The 13,295-nt window shown below is 72.6% G+C and carries 14 protein-coding genes; 7 read left to right on the top strand and 7 right to left on the bottom strand.

The genetic code is table 11. The features are described 5' to 3' along the window. Positions 1-252: 252 nt before the first annotated feature. Together PV796_RS35305 and PV796_RS35300 are read left to right on the top strand one after the other, a co-directional pair. The gene (locus tag PV796_RS35305) at positions 253-1,725 is read left to right on the top strand and encodes a hypothetical protein (RefSeq protein WP_274917817.1); all 1,473 of its coding nucleotides are present in this window, start codon (positions 253-255) and stop codon (positions 1,723-1,725) included. A 60-nt stretch (positions 1,726-1,785) separates the two neighbouring features. Continuing rightward, the gene (locus PV796_RS35300) at positions 1,786-2,331 is read left to right on the top strand and encodes a hypothetical protein (RefSeq protein ID WP_274917816.1); all 546 of its coding nucleotides are present in this window, start codon (positions 1,786-1,788) and stop codon (positions 2,329-2,331) included. Positions 2,332-2,484: 153 nt separating this feature from the next. Here PV796_RS35300 and PV796_RS35295 read toward each other — a convergent pair whose 3' ends face one another. Further along, a complete protein-coding gene (locus PV796_RS35295; protein ID WP_274917815.1) occupies positions 2,485-2,643 on the bottom strand; it encodes a hypothetical protein in 159 nt (52 codons plus the stop codon). Continuing rightward, positions 2,640-2,858, bottom strand: coding sequence for a hypothetical protein (locus tag PV796_RS35290; protein ID WP_274917814.1), 219 nt, complete (start codon positions 2,856-2,858; stop codon positions 2,640-2,642). Before PV796_RS35290 ends, PV796_RS35295 begins: the two co-directional genes overlap by 4 nt. A gap of 103 nt (positions 2,859-2,961) precedes the next feature. Between PV796_RS35290 and PV796_RS35285 the strand changes: the two genes are divergently transcribed. The 4 genes from PV796_RS35285 to PV796_RS35270 all read left to right on the top strand — a co-directional run bounded on the left by PV796_RS35285 (position 2,962) and on the right by PV796_RS35270 (position 7,272). Further along, the gene (locus PV796_RS35285) at positions 2,962-3,594 is read left to right on the top strand and encodes a TetR/AcrR family transcriptional regulator (RefSeq protein ID WP_274917813.1); all 633 of its coding nucleotides are present in this window, start codon (positions 2,962-2,964) and stop codon (positions 3,592-3,594) included. 454 nt (positions 3,595-4,048) lie between these two features. Beyond that, on the top strand, positions 4,049-5,053 hold the full coding sequence (locus tag PV796_RS35280; protein WP_274917812.1) for a LysR family transcriptional regulator: 1,005 nt from the start codon (positions 4,049-4,051) through the stop codon (positions 5,051-5,053). Between the two features lie 91 nt (positions 5,054-5,144). Next, a complete protein-coding gene (locus PV796_RS35275; RefSeq protein WP_274917811.1) occupies positions 5,145-6,206 on the top strand; it encodes a tartrate dehydrogenase in 1,062 nt (353 codons plus the stop codon). A 121-nt stretch (positions 6,207-6,327) separates the two neighbouring features. Beyond that, positions 6,328-7,272 carry a CPBP family intramembrane glutamic endopeptidase gene (locus PV796_RS35270; protein WP_274917810.1) on the top strand — a complete coding sequence of 315 codons (945 nt, stop codon included), beginning with the start codon at positions 6,328-6,330 and terminating at the stop codon, positions 7,270-7,272. 175 nt (positions 7,273-7,447) lie between these two features. Here the strand turns inward: PV796_RS35270 and PV796_RS35265 are convergent, their stop codons facing one another. From PV796_RS35265 to PV796_RS35255, 3 genes are all read right to left on the bottom strand, one after another. Continuing rightward, entirely contained in the window at positions 7,448-8,050 is a 603-nt protein-coding gene (locus tag PV796_RS35265) for a short chain dehydrogenase (RefSeq protein WP_274917809.1), read from the bottom strand. 75 nt (positions 8,051-8,125) lie between these two features. Beyond that, a complete protein-coding gene (locus tag PV796_RS35260) occupies positions 8,126-8,761 on the bottom strand; it encodes a response regulator transcription factor (protein ID WP_274917808.1) in 636 nt (211 codons plus the stop codon). Positions 8,762-8,819: 58 nt separating this feature from the next. After that, the gene (locus PV796_RS35255; RefSeq protein WP_274917807.1) at positions 8,820-9,980 is read right to left on the bottom strand and encodes a sensor histidine kinase; all 1,161 of its coding nucleotides are present in this window, start codon (positions 9,978-9,980) and stop codon (positions 8,820-8,822) included. A gap of 184 nt (positions 9,981-10,164) precedes the next feature. Here PV796_RS35255 and PV796_RS35250 point away from each other — a divergent pair, with 184 nt between their 5' ends. After that, entirely contained in the window at positions 10,165-10,626 is a 462-nt protein-coding gene (locus tag PV796_RS35250; RefSeq protein WP_274917806.1) for a hypothetical protein, read from the top strand. Between the two features lie 36 nt (positions 10,627-10,662). On the opposite strand, the gene PV796_RS35245 is transcribed toward PV796_RS35250, so the two are convergent. Next, the gene (locus PV796_RS35245) at positions 10,663-12,147 is read right to left on the bottom strand and encodes a carboxylesterase/lipase family protein (protein WP_274917805.1); all 1,485 of its coding nucleotides are present in this window, start codon (positions 12,145-12,147) and stop codon (positions 10,663-10,665) included. A 156-nt stretch (positions 12,148-12,303) separates the two neighbouring features. Next, positions 12,304-13,242 carry a LysR substrate-binding domain-containing protein gene (locus PV796_RS35240; RefSeq protein ID WP_274917804.1) on the bottom strand — a complete coding sequence of 313 codons (939 nt, stop codon included), beginning with the start codon at positions 13,240-13,242 and terminating at the stop codon, positions 12,304-12,306. Between the last annotated feature and the right edge of the window lie 53 nt (positions 13,243-13,295).

Here is a 13,295-nt window from a genome sequence, read left to right as displayed (position 1 = left end):
GACCGCTCCCACCATAGGCATCCTCGGGCACACCCTTCGGGCGGGAGTTGCTCGACCAGAGCGCGGCCTCCTCACAGGCACCGATGGACCGGTGCTCCGGTGGACCGGTGGACCCGTGCGGCGTTGCGCCGGTGCGGCACGCGCCGGCAGACCGGGATAGCCGGCTCTCGCGCAAAGCCGTGGCCCGGACCGAAGTTGGCGAGGCGGTGCGCAGCCGCGGCTGTCCGGCGCGTGGCGTGAAAGGAGTGGACCGTGGGTGGCGACTACGTCAAGCGTCTGCCTCTGGGAGCATTGCCCGAGGGGGGCGTGGCGTCCTGGTCCGTCGCGGACGCCGAGCGCTGGAGGAAGGCTCGCGTGCCGGCGGCCTTCGCTCCGGTCGTGGGCAGTTGGATCCTCGTCCTCCTGGTCGCCGCCTCGTACGTTCTGACGTCAGGGTTCTCGGCCTCGCGTTGGAGCGGTGGCGGGTCGGCGCCCGGCGGCACCGACTGGTTTGGGTATCCCGCGCTGGTCCTGCTGGTCGCGCTGCCGTTGTGGTACCGGTACCTGCCGGTTCCGACCGTGCCGGCGGCGGTCGTGGTCGCGGTGGACGCAGCGGTGTCCGTGGCGTTGACCGACACCGACGACCACCTGGCCACGAGCGGATACGTCCTGGCCCTGACCGCCTCCGCATGGGCCTTGGCCGGGGCGTGCCTGCGACTTCGGGCCCGCCGCAAGCAGCGGGCGTTCGCGCTCGCCGCGGCCGGCCCGCGCCGGCTCGAACTCCCGGACCGGGTGCCCGAGACGGACGACTACCGCGGGTACCCGCAGTTCTACCTCGGGCTCGTCCTCTGCCTCGTCGCCTGCGCCATCCTCACGCACGGTCTCGTGAAAAGCCTGACGGCACCGGATCGCGCACCCGCGTACAACGCCGTCGGGCAGCAGGTCGCCGCCCTGCTGTTCCTCGTCGCCGGCACCACTGTGTACGGGCGCGGACACGTTGCCTTCCGGGCGGCGCGTCGCCTGCACGCGGAGCCTCAGCCGGCCCTGTTGGTGGGCGTACGGATCGCGCCGGACGGCTACCACTGGCTGTATCCGGATGCCCGCACCACCTCGGGGCGGCCCCTGATCGCGTACTTCCCCAAGGACCGGGACACCGACCGCACGGCACGTCTTCTGGGCACGAGCTCGACCTACCGAGTCAGCGACGGGCACTACGACATCGACCCGCGCAGCGAACCGTTCGAGGCGGTCCTGTACGGCGCGCTCTGGGAAGGCTCCGAGGTCGCCCTGGAGTACGCCGTCATCGAACGCATCGTGTTCCCCGCGTCGGAGCGCACGTATGCGGGTGTCACGGTCGCCCCGCTGCTCCCCCGTCGCTACGACGACCTCGACCCGTGGCAGCCGGCCGACGGCGCGGATCGGGATGCCGCCCGGCGCGAGAAGATCCGCAAGGAGGAGCAGAAAAGGCGCGAGCGGGACGAGCAGTGGGCAGCGCGTCTACAGCAGCAGCAACGGACCTATTCGACGCGGCGAACACCCCGGGGCCGCAGTAGCGGAACACGTGGTCAGCGCTACGGCAGGCCCGGGAACTGGAGCAGCGGGGGCGGCGGCTGCGGAAGCGGGCATAGCTGCGGAGGCCACGGCCATGGCGGCGGAGGACACGGCTGCGGCGGCGGCCACAGCGGCGGAGGGCACGGCTGCGGCGGCGGCCATGGTTGCGGAGGGCACGGCTGCGGCGGCCAATGAGCACGAAGACCTTGCGCGGAGACCTTGCGCGGAGACCTTGTTCGGGAGGGGGCGGGGGAAATGCCGGAGCCCGGCGAGTCGGTCAGCGTCCAGGAGTTGGGCGGTCACGTCGTACGGGACAAGATGGGCGCATGGGCCCCCAGCCTGGGGTGGCTGTCGATGCTTGTCATGCACGCCATAGGGGCGGACCCCGCGCCCATTGTCAGCGGCCTCTTCCGGGCGGACACCGGGTTGGACTCCGGCCAGCAGGTCCTGACCGGACTCGTCGGCGCCGTCGCGTACTTCGTGATCTGCTGCGGTCCCGGATGGATCGTGGGTGCGGTCATCGGGGGACTTCGCGGCCTTGGCGCGCCGCGCAGGTCACTCCTCGCGAACCGCTCGGGGGTGCGGATGTACGACAAGAAGGGCCAGGTCCACAGCCGGAGTTGGGCCGACATCCAGTGGGTCCGCGTACGCTCCGACCGCACATCGGTGGTGCTGGCCATCGGCCCCGGCACGGAAGGCCGCACGACCGACACCTGGTCCATCGGCTCTGCCGGGCAGCTCCCCACGGATCTCTTCACCGAGGGGGTCCGCCGGTTGGCGGGCGCCAAGTACCGCGACTGACGCGACCGGTCCTCGGCACTGGGGCCCCGTGGGACATGGGCGACGGCGCATCGGGGCGTTCGCCGGGGGCCGCGGTTTCTCGCAGAACTTCCCGCAGAAGGTTTCGGCGCCTCTTGGCCCCACCGTGGCCCTACCGCTCCGCCCCCAACCTCCTCAGTCCCGCCGGCCCCGCGGGCGGCCCGCCCATCGCCAGATCGCCGCCATTCCCAACGCGACCACACCCAGGGCCGCCGCCACGATGACGATCTTGATGGCCCGGTCGACCAGCAGGTGGTGTAGGAGTTCGGACGACCCCATCGCCAGCCCGCTCACCGTCGACCGTCCCAGCGTCGGGTCCGGGAGTCCCGGGACCTCCCGCCGTCCTCGAACCGGCGGGCGGCGGCCCGGAGTCCGGCCCGCACCACGGGGTCCGTGTACCGGCGGGCGTCCTCAAGTTTCCCCTTGCGCCTGAGTACCACGGCAACCGCGAAGACCAGCAGCGCGAGCACCACCAGTCCGCCCACGATCAGGCCGAACCTGAGCAACATGAAATTGAGGTACGCCTCCACGGAAAGACCTCCACCCGTTCTGTCACACCCGTAATATTTCCCTGGCAACCCCGTTGTATCACAAGCGTGATAGAAAGGCTCCATGCCCAAGCACGTGGATCCGGAAGCCCGCCGCCGCCTCGTGGTCGACGCCCTGTTCCGCGTCGTCGTCCGCGACGGTCTGCAGCGCACCTCACTGCGGGCCGTCGCCGCCGAGGCGGACCTCAACATCGGCTCCCTGCGCCACTACTTCGCCAGTCAGCACGACCTGATGCACTTCGCGATGCAGTCGATGCTCGACCGGGTCACCGACCGGCTGCTCGAACACGTCGAGCGGATCGGCGACCTCAGCGGCCGCCCCCGCCCGGAACAACTCCGGCTCGCCGTCGACCTGTTGGCCGAGCTTCTCCCACTCGACGAGCGCCGCCGCGCCGAGGTCGGCGTGTTCATGGACTTCAACGCCGCCGCCCGCAGCAACCCGGCGATCCGTGACCTGTCACGCAAGACCGCGGAGGGCACCAGGCGCCTGGTGCGCGGCGCGCTCACCCGGCTCGACGCCGCGGGCGCCCTGCGCCCCCACCTCGACCTCACCCTGGAAACCGAGCGCCTGACCTCGCTCCTGGACGGACTGGCCTTCAGCGCAGTCCTCCACCCCGAGGTCCTCGCCCCACCAACGTGCGTGGATGTTCTGGCCAGGCACCTCGACGACCTGTCGTCGCGGGGCGGAGCGCCGTAGCCCACTGCGGCCGGGACGGGCGCCTCAAGGCGTCCCCCTTGAAGCGTCCGACAACGGGCCTAAAGGGACCGGGAGTTAGGGACCAGGGACAGGCGCCGTACACGTCCCACACACGAACACGTACACGAGCGCAAGGGCGAACACGAGCGCGGCCCCGGGCCGGCGCCCTGACCACAACGCAATCAACGGAGGCAGCACGATGGACATGATGGAGCACTTCATCCGACCCAAGGGGGCACCGCCCACCAACGGTTACAGTCACGCGGTGGCCTTCCACGGGCCGATGGGCGGCCACCGTAGATCACGTGCACCGCAGCTCACCTTGTTATCCGCTGCCTGAATCGCGCCGTCCGACGCCCGCCGTCCGACGCCCGCCACCCGTCACGCCGGTTGCGCGCGTGCCGGAGCCGGTACCGGTGCCCGCGAACCTCCCCGCCACGTCAGAATGCGCCCCATGGACATTCGACAGTTGGAGTACTTCCTCGCCATCGTCGACCAGGGCGGTTTCCACCGGGCGGCGTCCGCGCTGTATGTGTCCCAGCCATCGCTGTCCCAGGCGATCCGGGGGCTGGAACGCGACCTGGGCGGCGAGCTGTTCCACCGGATCGGCCGGCGGGCGGTGCTCACCGAGGCCGGGCAGGCGCTGATCGAGCCGGCCCGGGCGGCCGTCCGTAGCCTGGCGACGGCCCGGGCGAGCGTGACGGCCGTGCAGGAACTACGCACCGGGCGGCTGGACGTGGCGTCGATGCCGTCGCAGGCGGTGGAGCCGTTGACGACGATGGTGCGCGCCTTCGGCGAACGCCATCCCGGGGTGTGCGTGGCGATCAAGGCCGCCTTCACCGCCGAGGAGGTGGTGGAGCGGGTACGCACCGGCGCGGCCGAGGTGGGACTGCTGGCCGTGTCGGGCCCGCTGCCGGACCGGGACGTGGTCGTGCATCCCCTCGGCGAGCAGCGCTTCGTGTTGGTGGCGCCGGGCGGCGACGCCGACGGGCCCTTCGCCGGTCAATCAGCCATCGAGTGCGTGGAGTTGGCAGGCCAGCGCCTGATCGTCGGCCAGCAGGGCACCGGCATGCGGGCGTACGTGGACGGTCTGCGCGAGCGCGGCATCGCGTTCGTCGTCGCCGCCGAGACCGAACACCGGGTGTCCGTGCTGCCGCTGGTACTCGCCGGTGTGGGCGTGGCCGTACTGGCGGAGTCCTGGCGCGGCCTGGCCGAGCGGGCCGGGGCCCGGGTACTGGACATCGAACCGCGCACCGTCCTGCGCATCGGCCTGATCAGCCGCCGCGGCGTGCTGTCCCCGGCCGCCCGGGCGTTCGTCCAGACCGCGTTGGAGACCAACCCGCCGGTGGCAGAACCCCCGACAACCGGCGCTCCGGTGGCAGACCCTCCGACGACGGACCCTCCGGTGGCAGCACCGCCGGCGGGCACACCGCGGGACGCCCGCGCCGGTCGTCGATAGCTGATGTCCGATACCTGATAGCCCCGGCCGATCAGTCAGATCGGCATCATGTCTTGGACGCCCCGCAGCCCCGCTTGTTGGAATCAACCGCATGACGACGACCCACCGCATCGCCCTGATTCCCGGCGACGGCATCGGCGCCGAGGTGCTTCCCCCGGCGCGCCGCGTGCTCGACGCCGTCGCCCGCCGGCACGGCATCGACCTGGCCTACACCTCGTACGACGACTGGTCCTGCGCCCGGTATCTGCGCGAGGGCACGATGATGCCCGAGGACGGGCTCGACCGGCTGCGCGGGGCGGACGCGATCCTGCTCGGCGCGGTCGGCCACCCGGACGTGCCGGACCACGTGTCGCTGTGGGGGCTGCTGATCCCGATCCGCCGCGCCTTCCGGCAGTACGTCAATCTGCGGCCGATCCGGGTCTTCGAGGGGATCGACAGTCCGGTGCGGGGTGCGGTCCCCGGCGCGGTCGATCTCGTCGTGGTCCGCGAGAACACCGAGGGTGAGTACAGCGAGATCGGCGGGCGCCTCAACCGCGGCTTCCCGGAGGAACTGGCCGTGCAGGAAGCCGTGTTCACCCGGGCCGGAGTGACCCGCGTCGTCGACTACGCCTTCACGCTGGCGGCCGGCCGCGGCGGTCGACTCACCTCCGCGACCAAGTCCAACGGCATCGTGCACACCCTCCCCTTCTGGGACGAACTCGTCGCCGAACGGGCCGCCGCCCACCCCCGGGTTCCGTGGAACCAGGAACACATCGACGCCCTCGCGGCCAAGCTCGTCCTCGCCCCGGACCACTACGACGTGATCGTCGCCTCCAACCTCTTCGGGGACATCCTCAGCGACCTGGCGGCCGCCGTGGCCGGCTCGATCGGCATCGCTCCGGCCGCCAACCTCAACCCCGAGCGGGAGTTCCCCTCGATGTTCGAGCCGGTGCACGGCTCCGCGCCGGACATCGCGGGCCAGGGCATCGCCAACCCCTTGGGCGCGATCTGGTCGGCCGCACTCATGCTGGACCACCTGGGACACCCCCGGGCGGCCAACGACATCACCGACGCCATCGCCTCCCTCCTGGCCACGACGGACATCCGCACGCCCGACCTGGGCGGCACCTCCTCCACCGACCACTTCACCGAGGCGCTTCTGACCCACCTCTGAACGCCCCCGCGGACACGGCCTGTTGGGGCTGGCCCTACCTCACCCGCTGGAGGTACCGGGAGGGGACGCGCAGGGGACAGCCGGATTCCCTGCGCCCTCGACGCTCCGTAGCGTCCTCGCCATGACGAACGTCTCGGCCCTCTCGGTGGGGCAGGAGCCCGTCCGCCGGTGGCGCGGGCCCTTGGTATACCTCACGCTCGCCAACTTGGGCATGTGGGCGGCGATGTCACCGCTGTTGATCGATGGGTTCCAGCGGAGTGACGCACGGGAGGAGACCAGTGCGTTGGCGGAGGTGTGCATCGCGGCGGCGATGTTCGCCCCGGCCCTCGCCGCGATCCTCGTCAACCGGCTGGTGGAGCGGGGCGGCCTCCTACGGGATGCCCTCGCCCTACGCTGGCCACGCCCGTGGGGCCGGGGTGTGCGGGCCTGCCTGATGGGGCTCGCCGTCCCCGCCGGCCTCACCGTCGCCGCACTCACCATCGGCACCGCAACGGGCGCCTACCCGCTGGGCGAACTGCACTGGGCGCCAACAGCCACATGGGCGGCCAGCACGCTCCTCCAGATCGCGGTGTCGCTGCCACTCTTCTTCGGCGAGGAACTGGGCTGGCAGGGCTACCTGTTCCCACGCCTGGCCCGGTCCCGGAATGGCAGCCGCCTGCTCCCGGCCTACCTGCTCACCGGCTGCGCCTTCGCCCTCTGGCACCTTCCGACGCTCCTGATGGGTGGCCAGTATCCAGGCAGGCCCTGGTACGTCTCCGTGCCCGCCATGCTGATCAGCTGCACCCTCATCCTCCCCGTCTTCACCTGGCTGCGGCTGCGCTCCGGGTCTGTGCTGCCCGCCGTGCTCGCCCACGCCTTCGTCAGCACGGCGAGCGTCGGCATGGTCAAGCAAGCCGCGGACCCCACCGCCACGTTGGACCCACTCCACATGGGCCTCACCGGCTGGCCCGGCTGGCTCGCCACCGCCGCCCTGGTCGCCTACCTCGCCCTGACAGGCAGGCTCCGTCTCCCCGTCGACACCAGCAGTTCCCCGCATCGCCGGTCCACGACAGAACGGGCTGCATGACGTCGAGCCGCTGACCGCACCGGCGGCGGGCGATTCGTCAACTGGGCCTAAAACCCCGCTACTTGTACGGCGGGCCAGGCTGAGGTGCCGGGCGCGGACCCAGGCGCGGGTGGCGGACTCGCGGTGGCTGGCGACCCGCACGTCGGGCCGGCCCGGCGGCATCACGGGCCCCGGTTCACGGGTGGATGACTTGACCGCTCATCGCGCCCTCCACGACCCGTACGTATGCCTGGGCGACCGTGGAAGCCGGCGTGCCCAACGCCCCGTTGGCCAACTCCGCGCCGGCGGGGCCCAGGTCCTCCAGCGTCTCCGTGATCCATCCGGGGCTGACGAGGTTGAGGCGGATGTCGCGCGGCAGTTCGGCGGCCGCGTTGCGAACGAAGCCCGCCAGGCCGGAGTTGATCAGGGCTCCGAGTGAGCCGCCGGGCAGAGGCGCGGAAAAGGTGCCTCCGGTCAGGGTGACGGATCCGCCGACCCGTAGGTGGTGCACGGCGCGTCGGGCCAATGCGACTTGACCCAGCAGCTTGCCGCGGATCCCGTCGGCGAATGCCTCGTCCGTCACCGATGCCAGGTCCACCAGCGGGCCACCGGCGGCACAGCAGACCACCGCGTCGAGTTCGGGCACGTCCGCGAACAGCGCTTCCATGGAGGCGGGTTGCTCAAGATCGATCCGCAACGGTCCGTTGCGTGATGCCGCTACGACCTGGTGCGAGGGGTGCAGCGCGCGGGCGACGGCGGCGCCGACCGTCCCGGTCGCCCCGATCACGAGTACCTTCATGCGGCCGCATCATGTCAAGGACTGCCAGCCAACGCATCCGCGTTTCCCGGGAGTTGGTGTCAGGGAGGGGGCGGGCTAGAGGCCCTGGTCGCGGACTCGTTCGACCAGGGACGCGGCCTCCGCGCGGCTGGTGACGTGGAGCTTGCCGAAGAGGTTGTTGACGTGGGTCTTGACGGTGGCGATGGAGACGTAGAGGGCCTCGGCGATGGCGCGGTTGGTGCGGCGCTCGGTGAGCAGTTGGAGGACCCGGGTCTCCTGGACCGTCAACGCGTGTGCCGCGGCCAGGCGTTCGAGGGCCGTGCGGTGCGTGAGGCCGCGCACCATGGCCGAGGCGATCTCGGGGGCGAAGGTGCGGTGTCCATCGGCGGTGGCGGTGATCGCGGAGACGATCTGGGCGCGTCCGGCACTCTTGGTGAGGTAGCCGGCGGCGCCTGCCTGGAGGGCGCCGACGATGGACTCGTCGTCGGCGTAGGTGGTGAGCACCAGGACCGCGGGGGCCGGGTCGAGGGTGGTGAGGGTGCGAGTGGCGGTGACGCCGTCGACGCCGGGCATCCGCAGGTCCATCAGCACCACGGCGGGGGCCAGTCGGCGGGCCAGGTCGACGGCGGTGGCGCCGTCGGCCGCGGAACCGACGACGTCGATGTGGGGTTCGTGGTCGAGGATGGTCACCAGGCCGTCGCGCACCGCGGCCTGGTCGTCGACGACGATCACCCGGATCGGGCCGCTCCGTGAGCTTGCCGGAGTCGGTGGCGTCGGTTGAGTTGGTTGGTTACTCATAGGGCACGTGGCATTTCACGATCCAGTCTCCGTTCGCCGTGCCGGCGGTCAGGCTGCCGCCGACGATCTCGGCGCGTTCGCGCATGCCGGGGATGCCGTGGCCGCCCGGGAGGTCGGGTTCCGGGCGTTCGGCGGGCGGGGGCAGTCGGTTGGTGACGCGTAGTTCCACGGTGTCCCGGCCGGCCGACACGATGACGGCGACGGGTGCGCCGGGGGCGTGTTTGCGGGCGTTGGTCAGGGCCTCGACGGTGAGGGAGGCGAGGACCTCGCCGACCGGTTCGGGGACCCGGGACGGCTCGCCCCGGACGTCGACCTCCACCGTCATGCCCTGGGCGCGGACGCCGGCGACGATCTCGCCGAGGGCCGCGTCGATGTCGGCGGGGAGCCGGCGCAGGGCGTCCACGGCACGCTTGGCGGCCACCAGGCCGTCCGCGGCCATGGTGCGGGCGCCACGGACCCGGGTCAGCACGTCCGGGTCCGCGCCGCGGGCGATGGACACCGCCTCCAGGGCGTCGAGTTGGATCACCAGGCCGCCGAGCGAGTGGGCGAGGACGTCGTGGATGTCCCGGGCGATCCTGGCGCGTTCCTCCCGTACGGCGTGCTCGGCCCGGCGCTCGGCGGCGCCGCGTTCGGTCCGGCGGTCGAGGGCGTTCAGGCGGGCGAGGAAGCCGAAGCCGCCGGCGGTCACGGCGGAGATCAGCACCGAGACGGCGACCCGGGGGTTGCCGCCGGCGGCTTCGTGGGCGAGGACGAAGCCGGCCACGCCGAGTGCGAGGGCGGCGCCGGTCCGGCGCACCGGGATCTCGGCGGACGAGATCAGCATGAACAGGCCGGCCGCCCCCGTGAACGCCGGCGCGGAGGGGTCGGTGGGGCTGAGCCCGGCCAGCACCGCGCCGCCGACGAGCAGCGCGCCCCACGTCGCGTCCGGCCAGGGGCGCGGCAGTACGTGCCGGAAGGTCGCGGTGCCCGCCCACAGGGCGAGCAGTGCGGCGAACGCGGCGCTGTTCCAGGGCGGGTGGGCGGTGAAGGTGTGGAGGACCACGGCGAGGGCCAGGCCCAGGGCGTGCAGGGCGAGCCTGCGGAGCCGGGTGGCGTCGAGGCCGTCCCGGAACCCGCCGGCCGGTCTCCTGGGGGTGACGTTGTCGTTCCGCACGGCTCCATCCTGCGGGATCGCGGGCCGGGGAGGTGTCCGGAGGGGGTGGTCTCCGTCCCTTTCTCCACCCATTTCTCCAACCCGGTGGCCGATCCGGGGGCGGCGGCCGGGCCGCAGGGTGGAGTGGTCGGGCGGTGTTCGCCGCCCCGTCTCGCTCGTCGCCGTAGGGAAGGTCCCGGGGGTCATGAACAATCCCACCGCCACCAATCTCGCCATCACCGCCGTCGTGCTGGTGTGGCTGCTCTCCCGGCAGCTCGCCGAGCGGCCGCTGCGGGAGCGGTCCCGGGTCGGCCTGGTGCTGCTCGTCATCGGTGCGGTCGAGACCGGGGCGTATGTCACCTCGTCGCCGTTGTCGTGGCGGGACGGTGCCCTGGTCGTGGCGAGCCTGGCGGTCGGGGTGGTGCTGGCGGCGGTGCGCGCGTTCACGGTGCGGCTGTCGGTGCGCGGCGGGCGGGTGATGCGGCGGGGCACGGTGCTCACCGCGGCGTTGTGGGTCGTCGGCCTGGGGCAGCACTTCCTGATCGACACCGCGGTCGCGGCCCAACTGGGCGCGGTGACCGTGCTGTTCTACTTCGGGGTGGTGGTGCTGGCGCAGCAGTCGGTGCTGGTGCGGCGGGCCGCCGCGGCGGGGCTGTCCGGTCGCTGACCGGGGGCGCTGCCTGCGGCGGCCCGGGGCGCGCGGTCAGCGTCCGGCGTCCTGTGCCAGGGTGGGGGCGAAGTGGCGGACGCGGTCGGGGGCGGCGGGCGCGTAGGCCGGGATGCCCTGCGGGGTGCCGGTGGCGACGAAGGTGGCGACGGCGTCGGCGAAGGCGTCGCCGAGCGCGCGGGCGGCGGCGTCCGGGTGGCCGAGCATGGGGCTGTCGACGAAGGCGTCGAACGTGCCGAAGAGGAAGGGCAGTTCGACGCAGTGGCAGGCGCCGAGGGGGTTGTCCGCGCCGGGGGCGGCGTAGTCGAACTGGTAGACGTGGGTGGGGTTGCCGGCGGCTGCGTGGTGGTCGGCGATCTCCAGTGCGCCGTTGCGGAAATCGGTGTCGGACTGGGCGGCGATGACGATCCGCCCCGGCGTGGCGCCGGGGAGTTGGTCGGCGTACCGCTGGTAGAGCCGCTCGGCCGCGCCGTCGCCGGGAGCCAGGCGGGCGAGGCCCGCCAGGGCATCCGCGCGGCTGAGGGACTGGATGGCGGGGACCAGGCCCAGGAACGCGGCCATCTCGTCGCGGGTGGTGCCGATCAGCAGGTCCTTGCCGTCCAGGGCGCCGGCGGCCAGCGCGTCGCGCCAGGCATGGGGGTTGCCCGCGCCGCCGAGCACCGGGTACATCGCCGGGGCGACGCTGCCCGCCTGGGCGACCTGCAGGGCCAATGTGCCGTGGGTGGCGATGAGTTGGTCGACCGGGAGGGCGCGGAGGGCCTTGCCCGGGTCGGGCTGGTCGGCCACGTCGAGGAGGCGGAGGTATGCCTGGGCGTGCTCGGCGGCCAGGGCGGGGTCCTGCGGCGGCAGGCCCCAGGGGCCGCTCTGCAGCAGGACGCGGCGGACGAGCCCGCTGGTCTCCGGATCGGTCGCGAGCGCCAGGGCCGAGAACGCGCCGGCTGACTGGCCACCGACCGTCACGGCGTCCGGGTCGCCGCCGAACGCCGCGATGTTGTCCCGTACCCAGCGCAGCGCCGCCGCCTGGTCCTGGGAGCCGAGGTTGTCCGCGCCGATCTGCGGGAGGTGGAGGTAACCGAGCGCTCCCAGGCGGTAGTTGGCGGTGACCACGACCAGGTCGCCGCGGGCGGCGAGCCGGGCGCCGTCGTACCAGTCCCAGCCGCCGGAGCCGCTGCTGAAGCCGCCGCCGTGGAACCACAGCAGGACCGGGCGGGGCGGGCCGTCCCGTCGGTCCGCTGGCGGGCCGAAGACGTTGAGGGTGAGGCAGCCGTCCTCGTCCCAGTCGGGGGTGCGGCGGCCCATGACCGCCTCCAGCCGGGACGGGCTCTGGGGCGCGGCGGGTCCGGCGCGCAGCGCGTCCCGTATGTCCGACCACTGCGCGCACGGTTGGGGCGGGGCGAACCGCAACTCGCCGACGGGCGAGGCGGCGTAGGGGATGCCGCGGAAGGCCGCCACCCCGTCCTCGGCCCGGCCGCGGACCCGGCCCCGCTCCGTGGCCACGATCTGGTCGCTGTCCTGCGTCATCTGCTCACCCTTCGTGCATCACTGTTACGCGCTCTGTCGCACTGTGCCGCGCACCCGTGGTGGATCTGCCGCACACCTACTGTGCCCGTTCTATCCCGACTGCGCCGGTCCGAGCCAACGGCCCCCCGTCCCACGCTCCGTGTCAGGCAAGCGCCCTCACGCCGGCGCCTCCCCCTGCGGCCCGGTCAACTCGACCGCCTGTTCCTCCAGATGATCCAGCATCAGCCGGGCCGACGGCGTGAGCGGGCGCCGGTCCGGCAGGGTCACGCCGACCGTGCGGCGTACCGGCTCCAGCGGGATGGGCAGCGGGAGGACCTCGCCGTTGGTGCGGGCCACCAGTTCCGGGAGCGCCGCGATCATGTCGGTGTCGCGGACGAGGGTGCGCACGGTGAGGGCCGAGGAGCACTCCACGCGGTTGGCGGGGAGCGGCAGGCCGGCGTCGCGGAACACCTCCTCCAGTTCCTGTCGCAGGGCGGTCTGGCGGAGCGGGAGGACCCAGGGGTGTTGGAGGAGGTCGGCGAGGGTCAGGTCGGGGCGGGAGCGGGCCGGGTGGTCGGGGCGGGCGACGAGCTGCACCGGCTCGCGGTAGAGGGTGAGTTGGCGCAGCGCCGGCTGGTCGTCGATGGGGTTGAGCCGACCCAGGATCAGGTCGATCTCGCCGTCCAGCAGCCGGGGCACCTGGGTGTCGAAGGGGGCCTCCTGGACGACGACGGTGATGCCAGGACGGGTGGCCTTCAGCGCGGCGATGGCCCTGGGGAGCAGAACGTTGGAGCCGGCGATGAGGGTGCCGACGGTGACCGTGCCCACCTCCCCGTCGGCGAGCCCGGTGATCCGTTCGCCGGCGCGGCGCAGTTCGGCGAGGACGGAGCGGGCGTGCTCGATGAAGGCCGCGCCGAAGAGCGTCGGCGCGGCGCCCCGGGGGCCGCGGGAGAACAGCTCCACGCCCAGGATGTCTTCGAGTTCGCGCAGGCTCCGGGTCACTGCGGGCTGCGCCAGCCGCAGGTGTTCGGCGGCGCGCAGCACGCTGCCGTGTTCCTCGATGGCCACCGCCAGCACCAGGTGCCGCAGCTTGAGCCGTCCGTTCAGTAAGTCCATCCCGCCCTCACCCCTACCGGGTCCGACCCCGCGGCCACACCCGCATCGATATA

The organism is Streptomyces sp. WZ-12, from assembly GCF_028898845.1.
GTDB lineage: Bacteria > Actinomycetota > Actinomycetes > Streptomycetales > Streptomycetaceae > Streptomyces.
This window is presented reverse-complemented; position numbering and strand designations above follow the sequence as displayed.

Excerpts from the sequence above, each read along its gene's own strand:
- PV796_RS35300 (WP_274917816.1), top strand. The coding sequence starts at position 1,786 with ATGCCGGAGCCCGGCGAGTCGGTCAGCGTCCAGGAGTTGGGCGGTCAC.
- PV796_RS35290 (WP_274917814.1), bottom strand. The coding sequence starts at position 2,858 with ATGTTGCTCAGGTTCGGCCTGATCGTGGGCGGACTGGTGGTGCTCGCG.
- PV796_RS35285 (WP_274917813.1), top strand. The coding sequence starts at position 2,962 with ATGCCCAAGCACGTGGATCCGGAAGCCCGCCGCCGCCTCGTGGTCGAC.
- PV796_RS35280 (WP_274917812.1), top strand. The coding sequence starts at position 4,049 with ATGGACATTCGACAGTTGGAGTACTTCCTCGCCATCGTCGACCAGGGC.
- PV796_RS35275 (WP_274917811.1), top strand. The coding sequence starts at position 5,145 with ATGACGACGACCCACCGCATCGCCCTGATTCCCGGCGACGGCATCGGC.
- PV796_RS35270 (WP_274917810.1), top strand. The coding sequence starts at position 6,328 with ATGACGAACGTCTCGGCCCTCTCGGTGGGGCAGGAGCCCGTCCGCCGG.
- PV796_RS35265 (WP_274917809.1), bottom strand. The coding sequence starts at position 8,050 with ATGAAGGTACTCGTGATCGGGGCGACCGGGACGGTCGGCGCCGCCGTC.
- PV796_RS35250 (WP_274917806.1), top strand. The coding sequence starts at position 10,165 with ATGAACAATCCCACCGCCACCAATCTCGCCATCACCGCCGTCGTGCTG.
- PV796_RS35245 (WP_274917805.1), bottom strand. The coding sequence starts at position 12,147 with ATGACGCAGGACAGCGACCAGATCGTGGCCACGGAGCGGGGCCGGGTC.
- PV796_RS35240 (WP_274917804.1), bottom strand. The coding sequence starts at position 13,242 with ATGGACTTACTGAACGGACGGCTCAAGCTGCGGCACCTGGTGCTGGCG.